This is a genomic window from Novipirellula galeiformis, assembly GCF_007860095.1.
Taxonomy (GTDB): domain Bacteria; phylum Planctomycetota; class Planctomycetia; order Pirellulales; family Pirellulaceae; genus Novipirellula; species Novipirellula galeiformis.
Genome location: NZ_SJPT01000002.1, coordinates 566,431 through 583,971, shown reverse-complemented (window position 1 = coordinate 583,971; position 17,541 = coordinate 566,431). Strand labels below are relative to the sequence as shown.

Genomic DNA, 17,541 nt, shown 5'->3' with positions numbered 1-17,541 from the left:
GCTGTCCCCGATTGGGGCGCACGGGGCACACCCGTGCGCGATTGATCTCGGAAGGCAAAGCGGCACCGGTCTTCATAACGCCCGATTCAATTTGTGACGCAAGGTAGTTTCGCAGTTGCGGGGATCGAGGTTGCGAAGATGGCTGGCGGGACCAAACCAAACCAACTCATTCATCCTCACTAAAATATTCGACATGTCACCTCGATTCGCTTAACTTGGATGCCACCTGCCAACCAACCTGAAACAAATCGGGCTCGCCCTGCACAACTACCACGACACAGATCGTCAGTTCCCAGTGGGTCGTTTCGGGCGAAGTGCCAAGACCGTACTAAGCTGCGGTCTCACTCCGGAAGGCGCGCAATTGGTTTGCACGTGACGCACTCGTATCAACAACGACCCTCTGAGGACTTCTACTGGATATGTGCAACAAATTCGTGGGAAGCTACATCGCTATGATTCTCGTCGCGGCAGCAACTTGTGGCTCGTCGGCCAATAGCGAAACGATCGACATCGGCGATCGCAACCAGATATTTATCGACGGACGATATCTCGAATCGGTCAAGAACGTTGGCATCGAAGTCTGCAAGCCGATCAAGACGAATCACAAGTGCCTCGTGGGCAGCCTTGGTGGTTACTCTTCGATCATCGAACCCGATGGTAAATTCCGCATGTGGAGTGCCTTGACCAAGGACGGTGTTAATTGGCGAAGAGTGTCGGGCGCTACCCAACCCGAGCCGGACGATATCCTGGGCGCCTACTTCAGCGGAGCCACGATGTTCGTCGACCCCAAGGCCCCGCCTAGCGAACGTTACAAATTGTTTGATGGCCTACAAAACATGATGCGGGCTTCCGCCGACGGTACTGACTGGAAGACACTCACCAATAGCGTCTTTCCTCAGCAAGCCCGGTATCCACATGGAATGGACAGCCAAAACGTCTGTTTCTATGACACTCGGATCAACAAGTACGTGGCTTATGTGCGTGTGAACAAAATTTACGAATGCCCGCCCGAGCGGGTACCTTACTACAAAACGATTGGTACACAGCGATACGGCGGAGAAAACAAGTACGCCCGCCGCACCATTGGTCGCGCTGTCAGCGACGACCCGACGAAATTTCCAATGCCAGAGGTGGTTTTGGAGCCCGACGATAAGGACCCAAATTTCGGCGGCGTGAAGGTGATGGATTTTTACTGTCCACAGGTCGTTCAGTATCCGTACGCGCAGGACGCATATTTTCTGTTCAATTGCCGTTACCGTTCTTACGAGGATTGGTATTTGCCAATCGACATGTCGAAGTATCCCAAAAGCAAAACACACTTCACCTACAACTGCGGCGTCGAAGACATGGAACTCGACGCTAGCCGCGATGGCATCAACTGGGAACGTTACGACCGCAAACCTTGGATCGCGTTGGGCAAACCAGGCAGCTTCGATGCGCTAACGATGTACATGTCTCGTGGTATGCATGTGGTCGACGACGAGATCTGGATGTACTACATCGGTTTCGACGACCCGCACACCGGCGACGCAGAAGCCATGAAGCGTGCCACACTCAGCCGGGTCGTGCTACGCAAGGACGGCTTCACCTGCGTTGAGGCCGAATACGCTGGCGGAGAATTCACGACGCCGCCGCTGAACTTTGATGGCAACGCTCTCAATTTGAATATCGAAACGTCGGCGATCGGCTTGGCTCGGGTTGAAATCCAAGACGAGGCCGGCAAGCCGTTACCCGGCTTTGCGATGGAAGATTGCGACCGCATCCATACGGCCAATTCCACCGACTGGAAGGTGACGTGGGGGGAAAACGGCGACCTTTCAAAACTTGCCGCGCAACCAGTCCGACTGCGTTTCGAGTTGCAATTTGGGACCAAGCTATATGCCTTTCGATTTGCCAAATCGACGGATCGTAGTGACGCGGTTGCAAAAAAGTGATTCTGTTCACGAAAGTCGCGACTGAACCTCGTCCTGGTTGAAGCGACCTCTTCGACACCGTGATTTCCACAAGTCGCTGGAGCGGATGGAACGTCGTAAGACTTACTTGCAAGTGATGGTTCTTCCTTGACGCGGGGGCTTTGTTGCATTTCGCATTGACTACCCCGGCCTGGGACTCGCGTCTAAAACGTTGTTTAAAGGCACTGTAAATCAAAGCCATCGGATGGCACTTCGCATTGCGGCGAGTTGAATGAACGCGAGACAGGATGTTACGAGTTTATCGTAGCGAGTTGCAATGCATCGAGGCTCTTTGAGCCAGCCAATAAGACGTTCGACAACGTTTCTTGGAGGGTAAGCTCCGCGATCGAACGGATCATTTAGCGTCTCGCAGGATTGCGAAGCGATGACGGAACGAAGGGATCGTCGTTGGATGTTCGCGCTAATCGCGGTGGAGCGGTTGCCCTTGCCGCCAGAAGTTTCAAAGCAAAAAGCGGGACAGTCACCAGTTCTAAGGTGAGGCTTCCGCCCACCATTTTCAGCGAAAAAACGGTGCTAACATCCCCCGACAACATGCTCTGTCCCCGTTTGGGCTATTTTGAATCGGCCCTAAGTCGACGGTGGATCCGCAACGGCTCCGGCTAAATGCTAGGCTGGATGGCGAACCTAACTGGGCTAAGTCCATGCGAATCCTATTTGCCGCACCAGCGTTTCAGGGCAGTGATGGCGGCGCGTTCATGCCAGCGGTGACCATCGCGGTCCAAGAAACCTGTGTGGCCGCCCGAGCACGCCATCGCGGGACAGAGTTTGCGGTTCGCGTCCCAGTCCACGCCATCGAAGACGTCGGGATCGACCACGGGATCATCCGCAGCGTGCAGGCACAATGTGGGCTTGGTAATTTGATCGAGGGTATGGATGGCGGAATTGTCGCGGTAGAATTCGACCGCGCTATCGTAGCCCAGACGTTTGGCGGTGAACTGATCGTCCAACTCCCAGACCGACGATGTCTTTTGAACGACGCGGCGTTCCGCGTCGGAAAGATCGGCACTGTCGCGGAGCAGTTCCGATTTCTGTTTCTTCAACAAATAGCGGTCGAACAACCGGTTCATGCCCGACCGTAGATTACGCGAGGTGATCTCCATGTCGATTGGCGCGGAAATACTCACGCCAACATCGAACCCGGCTTCATCCTTGGTCTCGGCAAGGTATTTCAGCAGCAGGTTTGCGCCGAGTGAAAAGGCTACTCCGGCCATTCCGCCACGCGTCCAATCAGATCGTTCCTCGCGGAGCCACTGCACCAGCCGTCGAATGTCTTCGGTGAATCCTGGGTGATGGACGTGCTGGCATTGTTCGGCACTCCGTCCAGCACCGCGATGGTTCCAGAGCAAGGTATCGTACCCGGCATGGTTTAACCGCTCGGCCATCGAACGCATGTAGCGACTCAGCGCGTTGCCTCCCATCCCGTGGAAGACCACGACTAACGGCTTGTGGGGCTCCGGTCCTGGCTCCCTTTCGCTCGGGGCCGGAAAGAAGAAGCCGCTGAGCTTATCCGGCGGCGTGTGATCGTCAGGAACCGAAATCGTCTCCGCATCTGGCCGCGAGTCGAGCGAGAGCCCAGGTCGTAGCCATTTGATCGAAACCGTCTGCATCCACCCCCCGCGACAAAGCCAGTGCGGGCGAAAGGGAGGCAGTGAATCCAGTTGGCGGATCGCAGCGCGTTTTTCGGTCTCGACGGTTCGTGACATAACCTTATCGACGAGCGAATTTCATGCCAAGCCGATCGATGGGCTGACGCCGACGGCAAAATGTTACCAACACTGCGCGATTGAGAGCGGCAGCCAAAAACCCGCTCGTTCCCTAGCCGCGAAGCGGCGTTAGCTCGCAGACCGCGTGAATCGAGACACCAGGGCGAGCTTCGCCAGCGTCAATTTAGATTCCAAATTGTGAAGTTCAGCACACTGGCGAAACTGACCCACACCACGTACGGGACCATCAACCAGCCTGCGATCTTCGAACGACTAAAGAACGCGATTGTGGTTGCTACGATTGACAGCCACAGAACCACGATCTCCACGAACGCCCAACCCGGTTGATGAAAGCGAAAGAAGACCCACGACCAAGCTATATTCAGGGCAAGCTGCACTGCAAATAAAGTGAGTGGCGTCTTGGCGGCCTTCAATCCAGTTGGCTTCCATACGAACCACGCGGCGACGGCCATCATCACGTACAGCGTCGTCCAGACGGGACCGAAAATATAGGCCGGGGGATTCCACGACGGCTTCTCAATCATCTTGTACCACCCATCGATTTCGGCCGTGGTCGCGATCGCCCCGAGACCGGCTGCACCGAGGCAGATCGCCAGAAAGACGGCAAGCATGATCCAGACCGTCCACTTGCTGGGCGACGAATCCGCTCGCTGAGGAATCGGAGCATCATCGGTCATCGTAATACCTCTGCCTACATTTCCTAGTGAGCATGTATTTCGTAGTGAGAACGGGTGTAGTTAAGTCGCACACCGCTTTTACGTGTTCCCAGGCATCCAATCACAAACACTTACCCTTGCCCCAATCGATCGGATCGCTGGCGACGGACGATTCTCGGCGACCGGGACAAGTGAATGCTCGTCGATTCCGGTAAGCTTTGTAAGCCGTGTCATGACCATCCACACCGTGGTTGCACTACATCCACGGGCATCATTCTACCCGATCTTTTGGAGGCTTCGTTTGAATATCCCATCTAAATTTGTTCCTCCAGTCAGTCCCACGCCTTGCACCCGAACCTATTGGGTGCTCGACAATGTGTTTTTAGCAGGAGCCTACCCAGGCCACTCCGATCCGATGGATCATCGCCAGCGGATCAAGTCATTGTTTGATGCCGGAATGCGGACGTTTATCAATTTGCAGGAAGAAAACGAAGCCAACAACTCTGGCCTACCTTTCGTGCGTTACGACAACGAGCTGCGGAGACTTGCTGATGAACAGGATGAACCGATCGCTCACCTGCGATTCCCCATCCCGGACGGCGGAACGACCTCGACCGATCGAATGCGATGCATCCTTGACGCGATCGACTTGTCTCTCACATCCGATCGTCCCGTCTATGTTCATTGTTTCGGGGGCATGGGACGCACTGGTACCACGGTTTGTTGTTGGCTGCGCCGCCATGGGCTTGTATCGGCTGACAACGTTCTCGGGTTGCTGACCCAGTTGCGGCAAGCGGATGTGCAGCGTGCCAGTTGGAAAGCCCCGGAGAACGCGAGCCAGGAAACCTTTGTTCTTTCTTGGGCCGACTAACAAAACACGTCATCACAACCAAGTGCTACGTCCATTTTATCGCCTCCCTTTGATCATACCGCTGATGTTTTCGGAGACCAAAATTGACTTCGATGGAGTGGCACAACAGGTTCGATCAAACGATGTGGGCGTGCGAGCGGCCTACGCCGGGGAGTATTTGACAGTGGTTTCATTCGATCAAGCTTTAGACCATTGCTTTCGAGCTCGTGCAATCCATCAGGAAGAAGGTGGCTTTGACGTTCGCTTTGACGTTCGCGATTAACTTGGTGCCGAACCAACGCATCATACCGATTCCGTTAGGGCTGCGGGACTTGTCGCTAGTCGCACTCGACATTCGCAGCGTATCAGCGACAATCATCTGAGTCTTGGTGGCTATCCGAATTCACTATCGCTGGGTGGCCGTTGTACCGCTGCCTTATTTTGCGTGGGGGCAATTGCGACGGTGCTTGGATTGAACATCACTTTTTGGAACAGAGGCCGATGATCCTTCGAATCTCCCAGAAACTCAACACGAAGATCAACGCCGGCAAGTTGACCGAGATGCCGTTGAATGAAAATCCCTACGCCGATTGGTCGTGCCATCTTTTCACCGTAGACCGCACCCAATACATCATCCTCTCCAACACGCTATCGCTCTATTCGTGCGTCATGTATGGACGGGGAATCACGGATGAATGCACATTCCTCACCCGAGCTTGGGGTACGATTCGGGATTTCACCGCCGATGACGGCAAGCAATTTATTTATCGCAAGTTTGTCGCTCCATCGAAGGGAACGGTACGTTTTGCCAAAGCGTTGAATCGCTCCGTCACGGGGTCAATGAACGACCTTATCTACGCAGCGAAGTTGTCGCTCGAAGACGGCACGTCACCGAGTGATCTCGGGTATGGTTTGAACGAAACGCCGTTGTCGGCTTTGATAGGCCAAGAGGGTCAAAAGTATGGACATCCAAAAGAAGTCTTTTCGTATCTCGCCAGTTCGATGGGCAATGAGTGACGCGGAAGTGGCAGATGGAAGACGAATCCTCCGCCGAAGTTTGGCGATTTGGATCGGTTTGATCGTTGCCGAGATTTTTCACGGTCTCATGCGAGCGATGGTACTCGTGCCGGTCGTTGGCGAGTTCCGCTCCAATCAGATCGGGGTGTTCTCCGGCTCGGCGATCATCCTTGCGATCGCTTTCATCACGATACGCTGGATCGGGGCCAAACGCCCCTTCGAACTGCTGATGGTAGGTTTGAACTGGCTGGTGTTGACGGTGACTTTCGAAGTCTTGTTTGGACGGTTCGTGGCAGGACTGTCTTGGGAGCGAATCGCGGCTGCCTACGATATCACCAAAGGCGGGTTGATGCCGTTGGGCTTGCTGGTGTTATTGATAAGCCCAATGATCGCCTGTGAATTGCGAACACACCGAAGGTGAATCTCTAGGGATCAACGTCACCACTGGTCGCAAAAACTTCTCAGATCCACAATCGATCAGGCACGACAAATCAAATCACAGAGCGCTGGCGGCGGAGTTTGGATGGACCCTGAGTCACCGCGTTACTTCCAAAAAGCGTTTGCGATTACAAGCCCAACTCCAACGAGGCAGCTGAGTCCAACGACGGTATAGCCGATTCGAAACGCCATGAATTGAATCACAGTGTCGGTCGGCTCGAATGTCGCCAAGTATCCGAACCCAGCGAATACAGCACCCGTCAGAAGCAGAAGCGAACTCAAAATGGCGAAAAAGCGTGTCATGATCTCTCTGACTTGTGGATCGCGATGCCGTCACGGTTCCGGCGACACCGATCGCTGCAAACCTTTACTTCGTCCCATACCTTCTTCCATTTCTTTCGCCACTTGAAAGGGCGTCCGCAGACGCCGCAGTTTTTTTCGGGCATGTTAGGTTTCTTGTGAACCATGGCAACTACTCGTGCGTCACTTTGATCTCGACGCCGTAGCGAGGTGCAGCTTCCACCAACCTGTTGATGTCAGCCTGACTCGGCTGCGGTGCCGACTTTGCTTCATCAGAAAGTGGCTGCCCAATCTCCATGAACATCTCCTCCAGCCCAGCTGGAGCAACGGAGATTAACAGGCGAGCCAGTTTGTCGCTCTCGTTTTTAAAGCAGTGTAGGCTGCCCACGGGCATGTTCAAAAACGTGCCTTCACCGGCCACAAATCGCTGGTCGCCGAGTTGGAATGTGACGTCGCCTTCAAGCACAAGGAACGACTCCTCTTCGCGACTGTGAATATGCGGTGGAGGACCGCTACCCGGCGGTACGATGGCCTCGAACGTGGCGTACTTTCCGTCCGTCTCTTTCCCGGTAGCGAGGAAGCGGTACACATCGCCGACGACCCCGATTCTCCGTCCTTCGCCGGGCTTCCGCACCGTGGCATGATGATTCATGTTTGGATCCTTACACTGAAAAATTGTATTCAGGTGTTCTCGTTTCGCTCGCGCGTCTCAAACTTCGACTCGCTTACGAATGACGCCCTATGCAGTTGGGTCATTCTATCGGATCTTGGACGCAGGCCCAGCAAATTGCTTAGTCTGCGCAACCGCGAGGTGCTCTTGGGGGACCAAACGGTCGCGTCTTGCACCTTGCCGATTGGGGTGTGGATTCCGAGGAACGCCGTTTTCCCGGTACCTGTATGTCGACGACCAGAGTCCGTTTCAGATGCTCGTTGCCGGAGTCAACAGGCTTGCTCAAGCAGTCGCATTGGCGCACACGAGTTCTTCCTGCCTATCACTAAAACCAGCGATTTTGATGGAATGTCACGGTGAATCCTGTAAAAATGTTGTCCATCGATCCTTCCAGTCTCCAACAGGAATCCACCCGATGAAACGAATGCTCATGTCCTTGGCGCTGCTGTTGTTTGTGCAGACGGTGCAAGCCGAAGAAGTCAAGCAGTTGCAGAACGTGCCGTACGGCGCACACCCGCGCCAGGTTCTCGATTTCTATCAAGCCAAATCGGAAACACCGACCCCCGTCGTGTTTTACATCCACGGCGGCGGTTGGCAGGGTGGCGACAAAAAGATGAACCCTCAAGCCTTTCTCAACAAGGGGATTTCGGTTGTTGCGATCAACTACCGCTACGTGAAGAACGCTGTGGAAGAGAAAGTGGAACCGCCGGTGAAGGCTCCGCTGCATGATGCCGCGAGGGCGCTCCAATTCGTTCGCTCGAAAGCAACCGAATGGAACCTCGACAAGAAAAAGATCGGGGCGACGGGCGGGTCGGCTGGCGCGTGCTCCTCGCTTTGGCTGGCATTACACGATGACATGGCAAAGCCAGATAGTGAAGATCCGATCGCCCGCGAATCGACACGGCTATACTGTGCCGCGGTCAACGGAGCCCAAGTTTCGCTCGATCCAAAGGAGCTGCGTGAGTGGATGCCAAACTACCGCTACGGCGCCCATGCGTTCGGTCTCGGTGGATTCCAGGCCTTGATCGATAATCGGGAATCGGTCCTGCCATGGATCAAAGAGTATTCGCCGATCGAACATGTTTCCAAAGACGATCCTGCGATCGGTTTGTTTTATGGCGGCGAAGTGCCGGTGGTGGGGGCTTCACCCAAAGACCCAACGCACTCCGGGATTATGGGAGTGAAGCTGGCAGAACGACTCAACGAAGTGAATGTCGACGTCGTCCTGGTCACGCCGGGCGTTAAAGATCCCAAGTATCGGAACACGGCCGAGTACTTGATCGATTACTTGACCAAGTAAGTGTTCGTGCTGCGAACGTCGGTGATTGGATGGCGTGAGTTGCCTCGGTGGCGGCGCTGCGAACGCCGCATTGCTTCGCGGTGACGACGTTCCGAATGATCGCCGATCAATCGTTTCGGATCGCCCACAAGGCATCAAATGTTCGCAGATAGATCGTACCGTTGGAGATCACGGGCGAGGCTGACATCGTCTCGTCCATATCGTTCTGTGCGACAATCTTAAAATCTCTCCCGGCTTTCACGACGGTGGTCTTGCCGTCGCGGGCGGTCAGGTAAAGATGACCGTTGGCAAAGACCGGCGAAGCGCGATGTCGGTGGCTGTGAGTACGTTCCATGTAGACCTCTTCGCCGGTCTTCCGATCCAGCACAAGCAGCATTCCGTTTTCGCGGCAAAGGTAGACCAGATCGTCGTGAATCAGCGGAGAGGGGACGTCCGGCGTGTGTTGATCTCGGACCCACAGGATTGCATCGCTATCGGTCAGATCCCCTTTTCTATCAGGAGCGACGGCAAAAACAGGTCCGTTTTTCGCGGTCGGACACACCACGATGCCTTCCGCCGCAGCCGGGGATGCAACGAAACGCAGCGTCGGGTGATAGCTGGTTCCTTGAGGATTCAGGCCGCCGAGTCTCCAGATCTCCGATCCGTCCTCAAGCGCATACGCCACGGTGTAATCCGCGCCATGAGTGATCAGAAACGTGTGGTCGCCGAAATCGTAGAGCATCGGTGATGCGTAGGAATGCTCATTTTCTTTCGCAGCTCCCGTCACCCGCTCCACCTTCCACACGTGCTCGCCTGAGACCGCGTCGATTGCCACCACGATGGCTTCCTGTGTCGTCGGTTCCCCGTCGCCATGGATCAGCTGCACAAACAAGCGACCGTCATGTAGAACCGGGGTCGCCGACATCCCGAACGCAATGTCGAATTTTCCGTACCGCTGCTGCAGATCCGCCTGCCACACCGGTTCTCCGGAAACCGTGAAGCAAGCCAGAGCTCCGGTGCCCATGAAGGACCATACATGTTTTCCGTCAGTGATGGGGGACGGTGAAGCCGAATTGCCCTCATCGCCGCGTGCCTCTTTGTTGCCTTTGCCGATTTCCCTTCGCCATTGTTCTTTGCCGTCGGCTCCAAAGCACATCAGCAGCAGGCTCGTGCCGTCGACCGTTGTCAGGAAGATTTGGTCGTCCCAGACAACCGGCGTGGCACCCGCTGGTCCCGGCAATTCAACTCGCCACGCCACGTTTTTGTCTTTTGACCATTCGGTGGGAACATTCGTTTCCGTCGAAATGCCATTGCTCGTCGGGCCTCGCCACGATCCCCAGTCGTCGGAGAGACAACGGTTCGCGGTGATAAGGAACAATAACGGTGCACAAATGATTACAGTGATCGGCTTCATCGGTAGCTCTCTCCGGAACGGGAACAGATCGGATGGCCGCTATCCTATTGCATCGGCATTGCGGTCGGCAATCACCGCGCTCACGTATTGCACCGGAATATCGACTTAGGGACCAACGAGAGTGATGATTCTCAGCACTGAGTGTTGTGTTCCAGCGAACGGCGGTGGCCGTGATGCGTCTTGGGCGGAGTAGGGTGTCGTTGTGGGGCCAATCATCGTTTTCGGCGGCACTCGTCGTTTTTGGGTAGCCCGTGGGCACATCATTCGTCTCGTCGACTAGCGTCGTCACAACAGTCCGTCGCGGCTAGAATGCTGACTACGCCATCGGAGACGCAATGAAATCTTTCACGACACTGTACCTACATTTTATGCGGAACCGTGCCAGCCGCCGCAACTTGCGGGTGCTGGCTCAGTTCGTGCTCTTGCTGATTGGGATGATCCTCGTTTACAGCGTGATCTTTCATTACCTAATGGCGTGGGAAGGGCGTCGCTACACTTGGATCACCGGCATCTATTGGACGCTGACGGTGATGTCCACGTTGGGGTTCGGCGACATTACGTTTCACACCGATCCGGGCCGGCTCTTCTCGATGCTTGTGTTGATGAGCGGAACGTTGTTCATGCTGATCCTGCTGCCCTTTACCTTCATCCAATTCTTCTATGCGCCATGGATTCAAGCTCAGGAGGCCGCGCGGGCACCTCGCCAACTGCCTGCGAATAGCGAGGGCCACGTGATCGTGACAAATTATGGCCCGGTCGAGGCCGCGTTGATCAAAAAGCTGACGCAGTTCAAATACCCGTACGTGATTCTTGTTGCGGAAGTTGCGGAGGCGTTGCGACTTCATGATCTGGACTTGAAAGTCGTCGTTGGGGAATTGGATGATCCGGAGACATATCGGCGGTTGCGCACCGACAAGGCGGCACTCGTGGCGACCGTCGGCGGTGACGTCATCAATACAAACGTGGCCTTCACGGCGCGCGGAGTTTCCGAACAGGTACCGATCGTCGCCACCGCCGCCGACGTTGCTTCGGTCGATGTTTTGGAGCTTGCCGGGTGCACTCAAGTGCTGGAGCTCGCTGAGATGATGGGCCGGTCGTTAGCCAGACGCGTGATCGGGCGAGATGCCAAATCACACGTCATCGGACAATTCGATAAACTGCTGATCGCCGAGGCCAGCGCGGCTAGAACGCCGTTGGTTGGCAGAACGCTGCGCGACATCCGCTTGCGCGATCACGTGAACATCACCGTGTCGGGGGTTTGGGAACGAGGACGTTATCAAAACGCGGGGCCCGATACACTGATCACGGAGACGACCGTTTTAGTGCTGGCGGGGACACGCGACCAACTCGATGAATACGATAGCCTGTTCTGTATCTATCACGCCAGCGAAGTGCCAGTCGTGATTCTCGGTTTCGGCCGTGTCGGGGCCGCCACCGCTCGAGCCCTGGATCAACAGTCAATTGAATATCGGGTTGTGGAGAAAAGGAGCAGACAAAAACATGACGACAGGCTGATCGTAGGCGATGCGGCCGACTTGGAAATCCTGACGCAAGCCGGAATTATGGAAACTTCGGCGGTCGTGATTACAACCCACGACGACGCGTTGAATGTTTACTTGACGCTATATTGCCGGCGGTTACGCTCGGACATTCAGATCATCAGTCGCGCGACGCTCGAACGCAACATTCAAACCTTGCATCGCGCCGGTGCCGATTTCGTGATCTCCGAAGCTTCGATGGGGGCCAACGCGATCTTTAATCTACTTCGCCGCAGCGACGTGTTGTTGTTAGCCGAAGGGTTGGACGTATTCAAAGTACACGTGCCACCGTCGCTTGCCGGTAAAACGCTCGTGGAAGGCGCTGTACGGCAACGAACCGGTTGTAGTGTGATCGCCATTCACGGCAAGGATGGACTGCAAGTCAATCCAGGTCCTGACGTCACGCTCCCGGCCGACGCCGAAATGTTTGTGATCGGTACCGAGGAATCGCAACAACGGTTCCTGGACCTGTATCATGATCGATAACATCAATCTTTAGCGGCAATCGTCCCCTCCGATGTTTACCGCGGCGCCGGCCAGTAAAGATGCTCGTGAAGAAATTCAAAGGACGCTTGGCCATGGATGCTGTGGCCGCTCCTGGGCCAATCCCTCGTCGCCCTCATTTGGATCCATTGGGGGGCTGAGCTGATATCGGGATGTCAGCCGAAGCGACGGAGCGTGGTCTCTTAAACGAGGCTCACCGTAGAACGACGAAACTAGGCTGGAATCTAAAGCGTGTCGCCTCGATTTCGAATCGAGACTGCGGCCAATCGGTCTCCCTCACGCCCTCAACGCAAAGCAACGATTTCTGCCCCTCTCGCTCGTCAGGCAAGCGTGCCGATGGCGGGTGTGCCGATGGCGGGTGTGCCGATGGCGGGCCAAATGGCACGTGTTTTGCTGTTTGCTCAACGTTGATTGTTGAATGCTGAATGTTGTTGAACGCTCTAGCTCAAGCCCCCGTTCCACAAGCTTCCGTTCCCGTTCAACGGTGCCGGCCACAGAAGGAAACGATTTTAGATACGGCCTCCAAACACTCGCGGACGGTACGCCCTCAGTTGGACGAAATGTAATGACTTGCCCCCCATCGACAACGTCGGATGTCCAAGGCGAAGTTCAAGTCAGCGACACGAGTAAATGGCACCGCCGCATCGTGTTAGGAATCTTTCTGCTACTGCTGGTTGGAGGACTTGGTTACGCTCAAGTTTTTCTGACCCCGGTCATCCTAGGATTTCTGCTCGCCCTCGTTTTCAGTCCCGTTCGTCGATTCCTGGAACGATGCCGGGTTCCCACGGGCCTAGCCGCTGCGACGATCGTGCTCGCTTTATTGATGGGAATTCTGCTGGTTACTTATATGTTGGCAGGTCCGGTGGTTGGCTGGGTGAAGGACGCGCCGAGTATCGGCGCCGATTTAGAAGCCCGGATCCGCGAGATCCGCCAAACGCTGGGCGGCGACGAAGATCAGCCTTCCGTTGACGAGGTCGTCGCACAGATCGAGAACGCGGCGTTGCCCTCCGACGAGGACGTGCAAGAGGTGGTTGTGCAAGAGCAAAGCTACTTGGGGCTGGTCGCGTCGACGGCCCCCGCCATAATCGTTCAGATCGTGATGGTCATGGTATTGCTATTTTTCTTGTTAGCGTCGGGGGACATGTTTTATGAAAAGATCGTCCATGTGATGCCGACGTTTCACGACAAGCGAAAAGCGATCAAAATTGCCCGAGACATCGAACGCAAGCTGTCTCGGTATTTGCTGACCATCACATTGATCAACGCATCGCTGGGAATCACAATCGGGCTGGCGATGTGGATGCTAGGGATGCCTAATCCACTTCTCTTCGCCGTCGTCGGATTTCTGTTTAACTACGTTCCCTACCTCGGTGCGATCGCAGGATCGATGATTGCACTGATTGTCGGCCTCCTCAGTTTCGAGGGGGTGATGGCCGGCATTGCTCCCGCGGTCGTCTACTATCTATTAACGGCAATCGAAGGCCAATTTGTGACACCGTACTTCGTGGGAAGGAACCTCAAGCTGAACACGGTCGTCGTCTTCATCGCCGTGGCATTTTGGGCATGGCTTTGGTCCGTTGTTGGAATGCTGGTTGCCGTTCCACTATTGGTAACAGTCCGTACGTTCAGCGAGCACATACCCCACTTGGAGCCGCTGGGGGACTTTCTGTCGGCTCGCGGCGCGGAAGCCGAGGACGTGGAGGAGGACGAAGATCACGCTGGGGAAGTCCCCAATCTTTCAACAAGCAGCCCAGCCTAAGCCCCGTGGGCTGACACACCCGCCTACCCCGTTGAAAACGTTTCTATGGTGGAAAAGCGAGCAAGGTGACGCAAAAATGTTCGTGCTCGGTACCGAGCAATCGCAGCAACGATTCCTGGATCTGTATCATGATCGATAAGGTCGATGTTTACCGTCGATGTTTACCGCGGCGGCGGCCAGTTTAGGTGCTTATGAAGAAATTCGAAGGTGCCTTCGCCATGGATACTGTGCCCACCCAGGAAGAATTCGATTCCGACACGATCGGACTTTCCGAATTGCGCGTAGAGCCAGCGGACTTTGGCGAATTCATGGGCCACCCAGTGGTCGCGGCCGACGCCGTCGTGATGACCGCGTTCCACCATGAACGGTCTTGGGTACATCAGATAGGTCATCTCCGCATAGTCGAACGTGTGCCCGAGATTCCAGTAAGGCATTTCCCACTCGGTGGACCGCATGAACGAAAACGGCTGGTCGGTCGATGCAACCTTGCGTGTCCATTGATTAAAGTCGCCCGAACAGATCGACAGACAATATTTCGGTAGCGCCGTGGGGATTCGGACTGCGGATTCACCGCCGTAGCTCAGACCGTAGAACGCGATCCGATCGCCATCGACAAACGGCAATGAGTCCAGCCAGCGGAGCATTTGATCATGTGAGGGAATGATGAAGCTGAACAGCGTGCAACCGATCGCATTGGCTTTGCGATCGAGCCAACGATACTTGTCTTCACCACGATACAAGTTATGGGGCGCAAGGGTGATAAAGCCCCGCTCGGCTAACTTAGCGGCGTAGTCGTTGTAGGCATTCTTGCCGCTGTCGATCGTATCACGCGGGATGCCATTGCGACCGTGCTGGCAAACAACCACCGGTCGTCGTTCCCCTGGCTCTAAGTCCTTCGGAATCAACAATGTTCCCCAGGCAAACAACGACTCGTGCACATCTAACACCACGTCGTAGGCAGTCCACTTGTCGGTTTCCGCAACCTTTCGCGTCCGCGCATTGGGTTGCATGAGCGGCGCGTCAAAACGCCCCATTGCTTCGGTTGTAAAACGTTCACGCAACTCCTTTGTAGCTTTCACGAAAACGTCATCTGCATTGACATCGTGCGTCTTGTTTGTGCTCCAAGGTCGGTGCTTCCATTCCGGGTGCACTTTGTACAAAAAGAAGTCGTCTCGGATGTGCTCGGATTGACGCACGAGAGACTGAACGTGCTGCTCGGCCTGATCGGTGCATCGCTTCTGACGCTGTGCCATTCGCAACGCGGCATCGGCGCGTCGGTCGACGAGGCCGTCGATTTCCGTCGCGGTTTCCTCCGCGCCAAAGCGATCAAGGAATGCTGTGAAAGCCTTGTCGGACCAACGAGTCGCCGGACGATCGTTATCACCAAGGATTAGTTGGGGGCGTTGTTCGCTCGCCGTTTCACGGATCCTCTTGAACGCGGACTGCACACGATCGGTCGGTGGAGTGACGATGTCGCCTTTGTGCCGCGTGACCGTCGGAAACTCACTGTGTTCAATCAGCAATCCACGAGGTGTGATCAGGGAGGCGACCTCGGCATTGCCAAGCCGCTTCGAACGCTGCCACACATTGCGGTAGATTGGCTCAGACCAAGCGGCATCACTGCTGTCGAAATAGCCGCTTACGAGTGTGCTGTCGATTCGGTCGTCGATCGCGGCGGCGTGCAAGGCGATCAATCCGCCTTCGCCGTAGCCGACAATCCCGATTTGCTTGTTGTCTTCGTGTTGATTGGCGAAGCAATCGATGGCTGCGAACACCCGCTGCAGGTCGTAACCGATCACGTGCCGACCCATGTGGAACGCTTGTCGATAGATCCATTCGCGATCTGTCATCTCGGCACGCAAAATCCGCTCGTCATCGGTCTGCATTTTTTCGCGGCTGATGATTGTCGGGATGATCAGATCGAAACCACTGGCGGCCAGTCGCCTAGCGATCTGTTCTTTGGGGCCGAGTCCGTCCGTGAGTCCCAACAATTGCTCGGGTGATTGATCGGCGTCGGGAACCACAACACACCGACCGACGGCGGACTCCTTTTGCTGCACCCAAAGTCCTTCGCCGAACACGTTCGCGAAGACCGGCCAGCGAACTTGAAATACGCGGAAACGATCACCCTCGGCGACGAGTGCCGGGTTTGCTTGGTCGCCGTATTGTTCCAATTGCGGCGGTAGACGCTTTTCGACAACACCGAGTACCGTTTGAAGCTCCGATCGAAGCGATGTTCGCTGACTGTCATCGATTTCGAATTCGTGGCGTTTTTCGTTAGCAACGGCGATCCGAGACTCAACGAATTTGTGGGCTCCGGTCATCAAGCGGCCCGATAGATCCGATTCAGGCCACTCAAGCGGCTTGGTGCCGGCAAGCGTTTCAATGGCAGCGGCGGGCTGCTCAGGCAGCACGTTCAACAACACCAATGTCGCCCAACATGCCGCCGTCGTCGAAATGAACTGATCCTTGCCGTGCGGATAACCGGTTTCGAAGTAGGTTTGGAACGGCTTGCTACGCGAAGCGACATGCCACGACCCGTCATCCAATTGCGTTCGCAACAAATACTCTAAGCCGCGTTGGTAGCTGTCTTCTGTTGCCGCAGTCCCCGCCTCCGCCAACGCATACAGAACCGTTGCGGTTGCGTAGGCGTCGCTTTCCAAATCCGCGAGTTGAGCCCAACCGCCGTCGGGTCGTTGCTGAGCAATCAAATCCTGAGTCAGTTTTTCGGTTCGCTCGTCAAGATTTTCGTCAAGACCAATGTAGGGTAGAGACAGCAGCTGAAAAACACGATCTTCGGTGTCGTTCGGTTCCGCGGTTTCAAACCATTTCGCTGCACTTGCTTTAGCCTCGTCGCTCTTGGGCTGATGCGACGAACGGCCGAAGTTTTCGATCGCGCGAAGTGCCAAGTACGTTGTCGCGAAATGGCTTTTCTCCGAGGGCGGGCGATTGCCGGAGCACCGCCAGTCGCCGCTATCACGTTGCTTGCCCAACAAGTACTCGACGACCGGATCGGTGATGTCGTTTGCCACTCGCTCGCCAGCTTCCAGTCCCCACAATGCCCAACCGGCCGTATCGACTTGTCCGCCGGTGCCTCGACCATCGGCATATTGCTGCTGAGATCGTTTCAAGTGCGCCTCGGTGTGATCAAGCTGGCGAAGCAGATTGTCACGGTCGATGTGAAAGCCATGCTTGCGGGCCGCGGCAAAAACAACAGCTGGCAAGGCTTGCCCGTGGCAGGTGAAGCAGGTGCGGCGCTGCGCCGTTTCGGCCGACGCGATTTCCAGACGCGGCAGCGATCGCTCAACGGCATCATGAACCCGTCCCGAAAAACTCAGCGATTCTGCGGCTACTCTCAGTTGGCAGTGGGAGGTAAAGACCATAAGGATGGCCACGACATTGGCGATTGTTCTAGACAT

General features: G+C 55.6%; 15 protein-coding genes. 8 read left to right on the top strand and 7 right to left on the bottom strand.

Annotation, left to right across the window (positions count from 1 at the left end; all coding sequences use genetic code 11):
* Nucleotides 1-226: 226 nt before the first annotated feature.
* The gene (locus Pla52o_RS27660) at nucleotides 227-376 is read left to right on the top strand and encodes a DUF1559 family PulG-like putative transporter (RefSeq protein ID WP_197169103.1); all 150 of its coding nucleotides are present in this window, start codon (nucleotides 227-229) and stop codon (nucleotides 374-376) included.
* 43 nt (nucleotides 377-419) lie between these two features.
* Complete coding sequence (locus Pla52o_RS07195) at nucleotides 420-1,934, top strand: hypothetical protein (RefSeq protein ID WP_146593911.1); 1,515 nt, start codon at nucleotides 420-422, stop codon at nucleotides 1,932-1,934.
* A gap of 689 nt (nucleotides 1,935-2,623) precedes the next feature.
* On the opposite strand, the gene Pla52o_RS07185 is transcribed toward Pla52o_RS07195, so the two are convergent.
* Both Pla52o_RS07185 and Pla52o_RS07180 read right to left on the bottom strand, forming a co-directional pair.
* On the bottom strand, nucleotides 2,624-3,676 hold the full coding sequence (locus Pla52o_RS07185; protein ID WP_146593910.1) for a YheT family hydrolase: 1,053 nt from the start codon (nucleotides 3,674-3,676) through the stop codon (nucleotides 2,624-2,626).
* Nucleotides 3,677-3,855: 179 nt separating this feature from the next.
* Entirely contained in the window at nucleotides 3,856-4,374 is a 519-nt protein-coding gene (locus tag Pla52o_RS07180; protein ID WP_231612153.1) for a TspO/MBR family protein, read from the bottom strand.
* A gap of 280 nt (nucleotides 4,375-4,654) precedes the next feature.
* Here Pla52o_RS07180 and Pla52o_RS07175 point away from each other — a divergent pair, with 280 nt between their 5' ends.
* The gene (locus Pla52o_RS07175) at nucleotides 4,655-5,224 is read left to right on the top strand and encodes a protein-tyrosine phosphatase family protein (protein ID WP_231612152.1); all 570 of its coding nucleotides are present in this window, start codon (nucleotides 4,655-4,657) and stop codon (nucleotides 5,222-5,224) included.
* Nucleotides 5,225-5,408: 184 nt separating this feature from the next.
* Here the strand turns inward: Pla52o_RS07175 and Pla52o_RS26715 are convergent, their stop codons facing one another.
* On the bottom strand, nucleotides 5,409-5,582 hold the full coding sequence (locus Pla52o_RS26715; RefSeq protein WP_197169066.1) for a hypothetical protein: 174 nt from the start codon (nucleotides 5,580-5,582) through the stop codon (nucleotides 5,409-5,411).
* Between the two features lie 122 nt (nucleotides 5,583-5,704).
* Here Pla52o_RS26715 and Pla52o_RS07170 point away from each other — a divergent pair, with 122 nt between their 5' ends.
* Together Pla52o_RS07170 and Pla52o_RS07165 are read left to right on the top strand one after the other, a co-directional pair.
* A complete protein-coding gene (locus Pla52o_RS07170) occupies nucleotides 5,705-6,220 on the top strand; it encodes a DUF6933 domain-containing protein (protein ID WP_146593909.1) in 516 nt (171 codons plus the stop codon).
* 58 nt (nucleotides 6,221-6,278) lie between these two features.
* Nucleotides 6,279-6,641 (top strand): hypothetical protein, encoded by a 363-nt coding sequence (locus Pla52o_RS07165; RefSeq protein ID WP_197169065.1) that lies wholly within the window; start codon nucleotides 6,279-6,281, stop codon nucleotides 6,639-6,641.
* Between the two features lie 316 nt (nucleotides 6,642-6,957).
* Here Pla52o_RS07165 and Pla52o_RS27840 read toward each other — a convergent pair whose 3' ends face one another.
* Both Pla52o_RS27840 and Pla52o_RS07155 read right to left on the bottom strand, forming a co-directional pair.
* Complete coding sequence (locus Pla52o_RS27840; RefSeq protein ID WP_197169064.1) at nucleotides 6,958-7,104, bottom strand: DUF2256 domain-containing protein; 147 nt, start codon at nucleotides 7,102-7,104, stop codon at nucleotides 6,958-6,960.
* Between the two features lie 26 nt (nucleotides 7,105-7,130).
* Nucleotides 7,131-7,610: a cupin domain-containing protein gene (locus tag Pla52o_RS07155; protein WP_146593906.1), complete on the bottom strand. Its 480-nt coding sequence runs from the start codon at nucleotides 7,608-7,610 to the stop codon at nucleotides 7,131-7,133.
* A 433-nt stretch (nucleotides 7,611-8,043) separates the two neighbouring features.
* Between Pla52o_RS07155 and Pla52o_RS07150 the strand changes: the two genes are divergently transcribed.
* Nucleotides 8,044-8,928, top strand: coding sequence for an alpha/beta hydrolase family protein (locus tag Pla52o_RS07150; RefSeq protein WP_146593905.1), 885 nt, complete (start codon nucleotides 8,044-8,046; stop codon nucleotides 8,926-8,928).
* 106 nt (nucleotides 8,929-9,034) lie between these two features.
* Here the strand turns inward: Pla52o_RS07150 and Pla52o_RS07145 are convergent, their stop codons facing one another.
* Nucleotides 9,035-10,321 carry an outer membrane protein assembly factor BamB family protein gene (locus tag Pla52o_RS07145; RefSeq protein ID WP_146593904.1) on the bottom strand — a complete coding sequence of 429 codons (1,287 nt, stop codon included), beginning with the start codon at nucleotides 10,319-10,321 and terminating at the stop codon, nucleotides 9,035-9,037.
* A 335-nt stretch (nucleotides 10,322-10,656) separates the two neighbouring features.
* Between Pla52o_RS07145 and Pla52o_RS07140 the strand changes: the two genes are divergently transcribed.
* Both Pla52o_RS07140 and Pla52o_RS07135 read left to right on the top strand, forming a co-directional pair.
* Nucleotides 10,657-12,345, top strand: a complete 1,689-nt coding sequence (locus tag Pla52o_RS07140) for a potassium channel family protein (protein WP_146593903.1) — start codon at nucleotides 10,657-10,659, stop codon at nucleotides 12,343-12,345.
* Between the two features lie 583 nt (nucleotides 12,346-12,928).
* Nucleotides 12,929-14,122 (top strand): AI-2E family transporter, encoded by a 1,194-nt coding sequence (locus tag Pla52o_RS07135; RefSeq protein WP_231612150.1) that lies wholly within the window; start codon nucleotides 12,929-12,931, stop codon nucleotides 14,120-14,122.
* Nucleotides 14,123-14,283: 161 nt separating this feature from the next.
* Here Pla52o_RS07135 and Pla52o_RS07130 read toward each other — a convergent pair whose 3' ends face one another.
* On the bottom strand, nucleotides 14,284-17,541 hold the full coding sequence (locus Pla52o_RS07130) for a dienelactone hydrolase family protein (protein ID WP_146593902.1): 3,258 nt from the start codon (nucleotides 17,539-17,541) through the stop codon (nucleotides 14,284-14,286).

Bases quoted from the DNA above. Each gene is read 5' to 3' on its own strand.
- Pla52o_RS07195 (WP_146593911.1), top strand. From the start codon at position 420: ATGTGCAACAAATTCGTGGGAAGCTACATCGCTATGATTCTCGTCGCG.
- Pla52o_RS07185 (WP_146593910.1), bottom strand. From the start codon at position 3,676: ATGTCACGAACCGTCGAGACCGAAAAACGCGCTGCGATCCGCCAACTG.
- Pla52o_RS07180 (WP_231612153.1), bottom strand. From the start codon at position 4,374: ATGACCGATGATGCTCCGATTCCTCAGCGAGCGGATTCGTCGCCCAGC.
- Pla52o_RS26715 (WP_197169066.1), bottom strand. From the start codon at position 5,582: ATGATTGTCGCTGATACGCTGCGAATGTCGAGTGCGACTAGCGACAAG.
- Pla52o_RS07170 (WP_146593909.1), top strand. From the start codon at position 5,705: ATGATCCTTCGAATCTCCCAGAAACTCAACACGAAGATCAACGCCGGC.
- Pla52o_RS27840 (WP_197169064.1), bottom strand. From the start codon at position 7,104: ATGCCCGAAAAAAACTGCGGCGTCTGCGGACGCCCTTTCAAGTGGCGA.
- Pla52o_RS07155 (WP_146593906.1), bottom strand. From the start codon at position 7,610: ATGAATCATCATGCCACGGTGCGGAAGCCCGGCGAAGGACGGAGAATC.
- Pla52o_RS07150 (WP_146593905.1), top strand. From the start codon at position 8,044: ATGAAACGAATGCTCATGTCCTTGGCGCTGCTGTTGTTTGTGCAGACG.
- Pla52o_RS07145 (WP_146593904.1), bottom strand. From the start codon at position 10,321: ATGAAGCCGATCACTGTAATCATTTGTGCACCGTTATTGTTCCTTATC.
- Pla52o_RS07140 (WP_146593903.1), top strand. From the start codon at position 10,657: ATGAAATCTTTCACGACACTGTACCTACATTTTATGCGGAACCGTGCC.
- Pla52o_RS07135 (WP_231612150.1), top strand. From the start codon at position 12,929: ATGACTTGCCCCCCATCGACAACGTCGGATGTCCAAGGCGAAGTTCAA.
- Pla52o_RS07130 (WP_146593902.1), bottom strand. From the start codon at position 17,541: ATGTCTAGAACAATCGCCAATGTCGTGGCCATCCTTATGGTCTTTACC.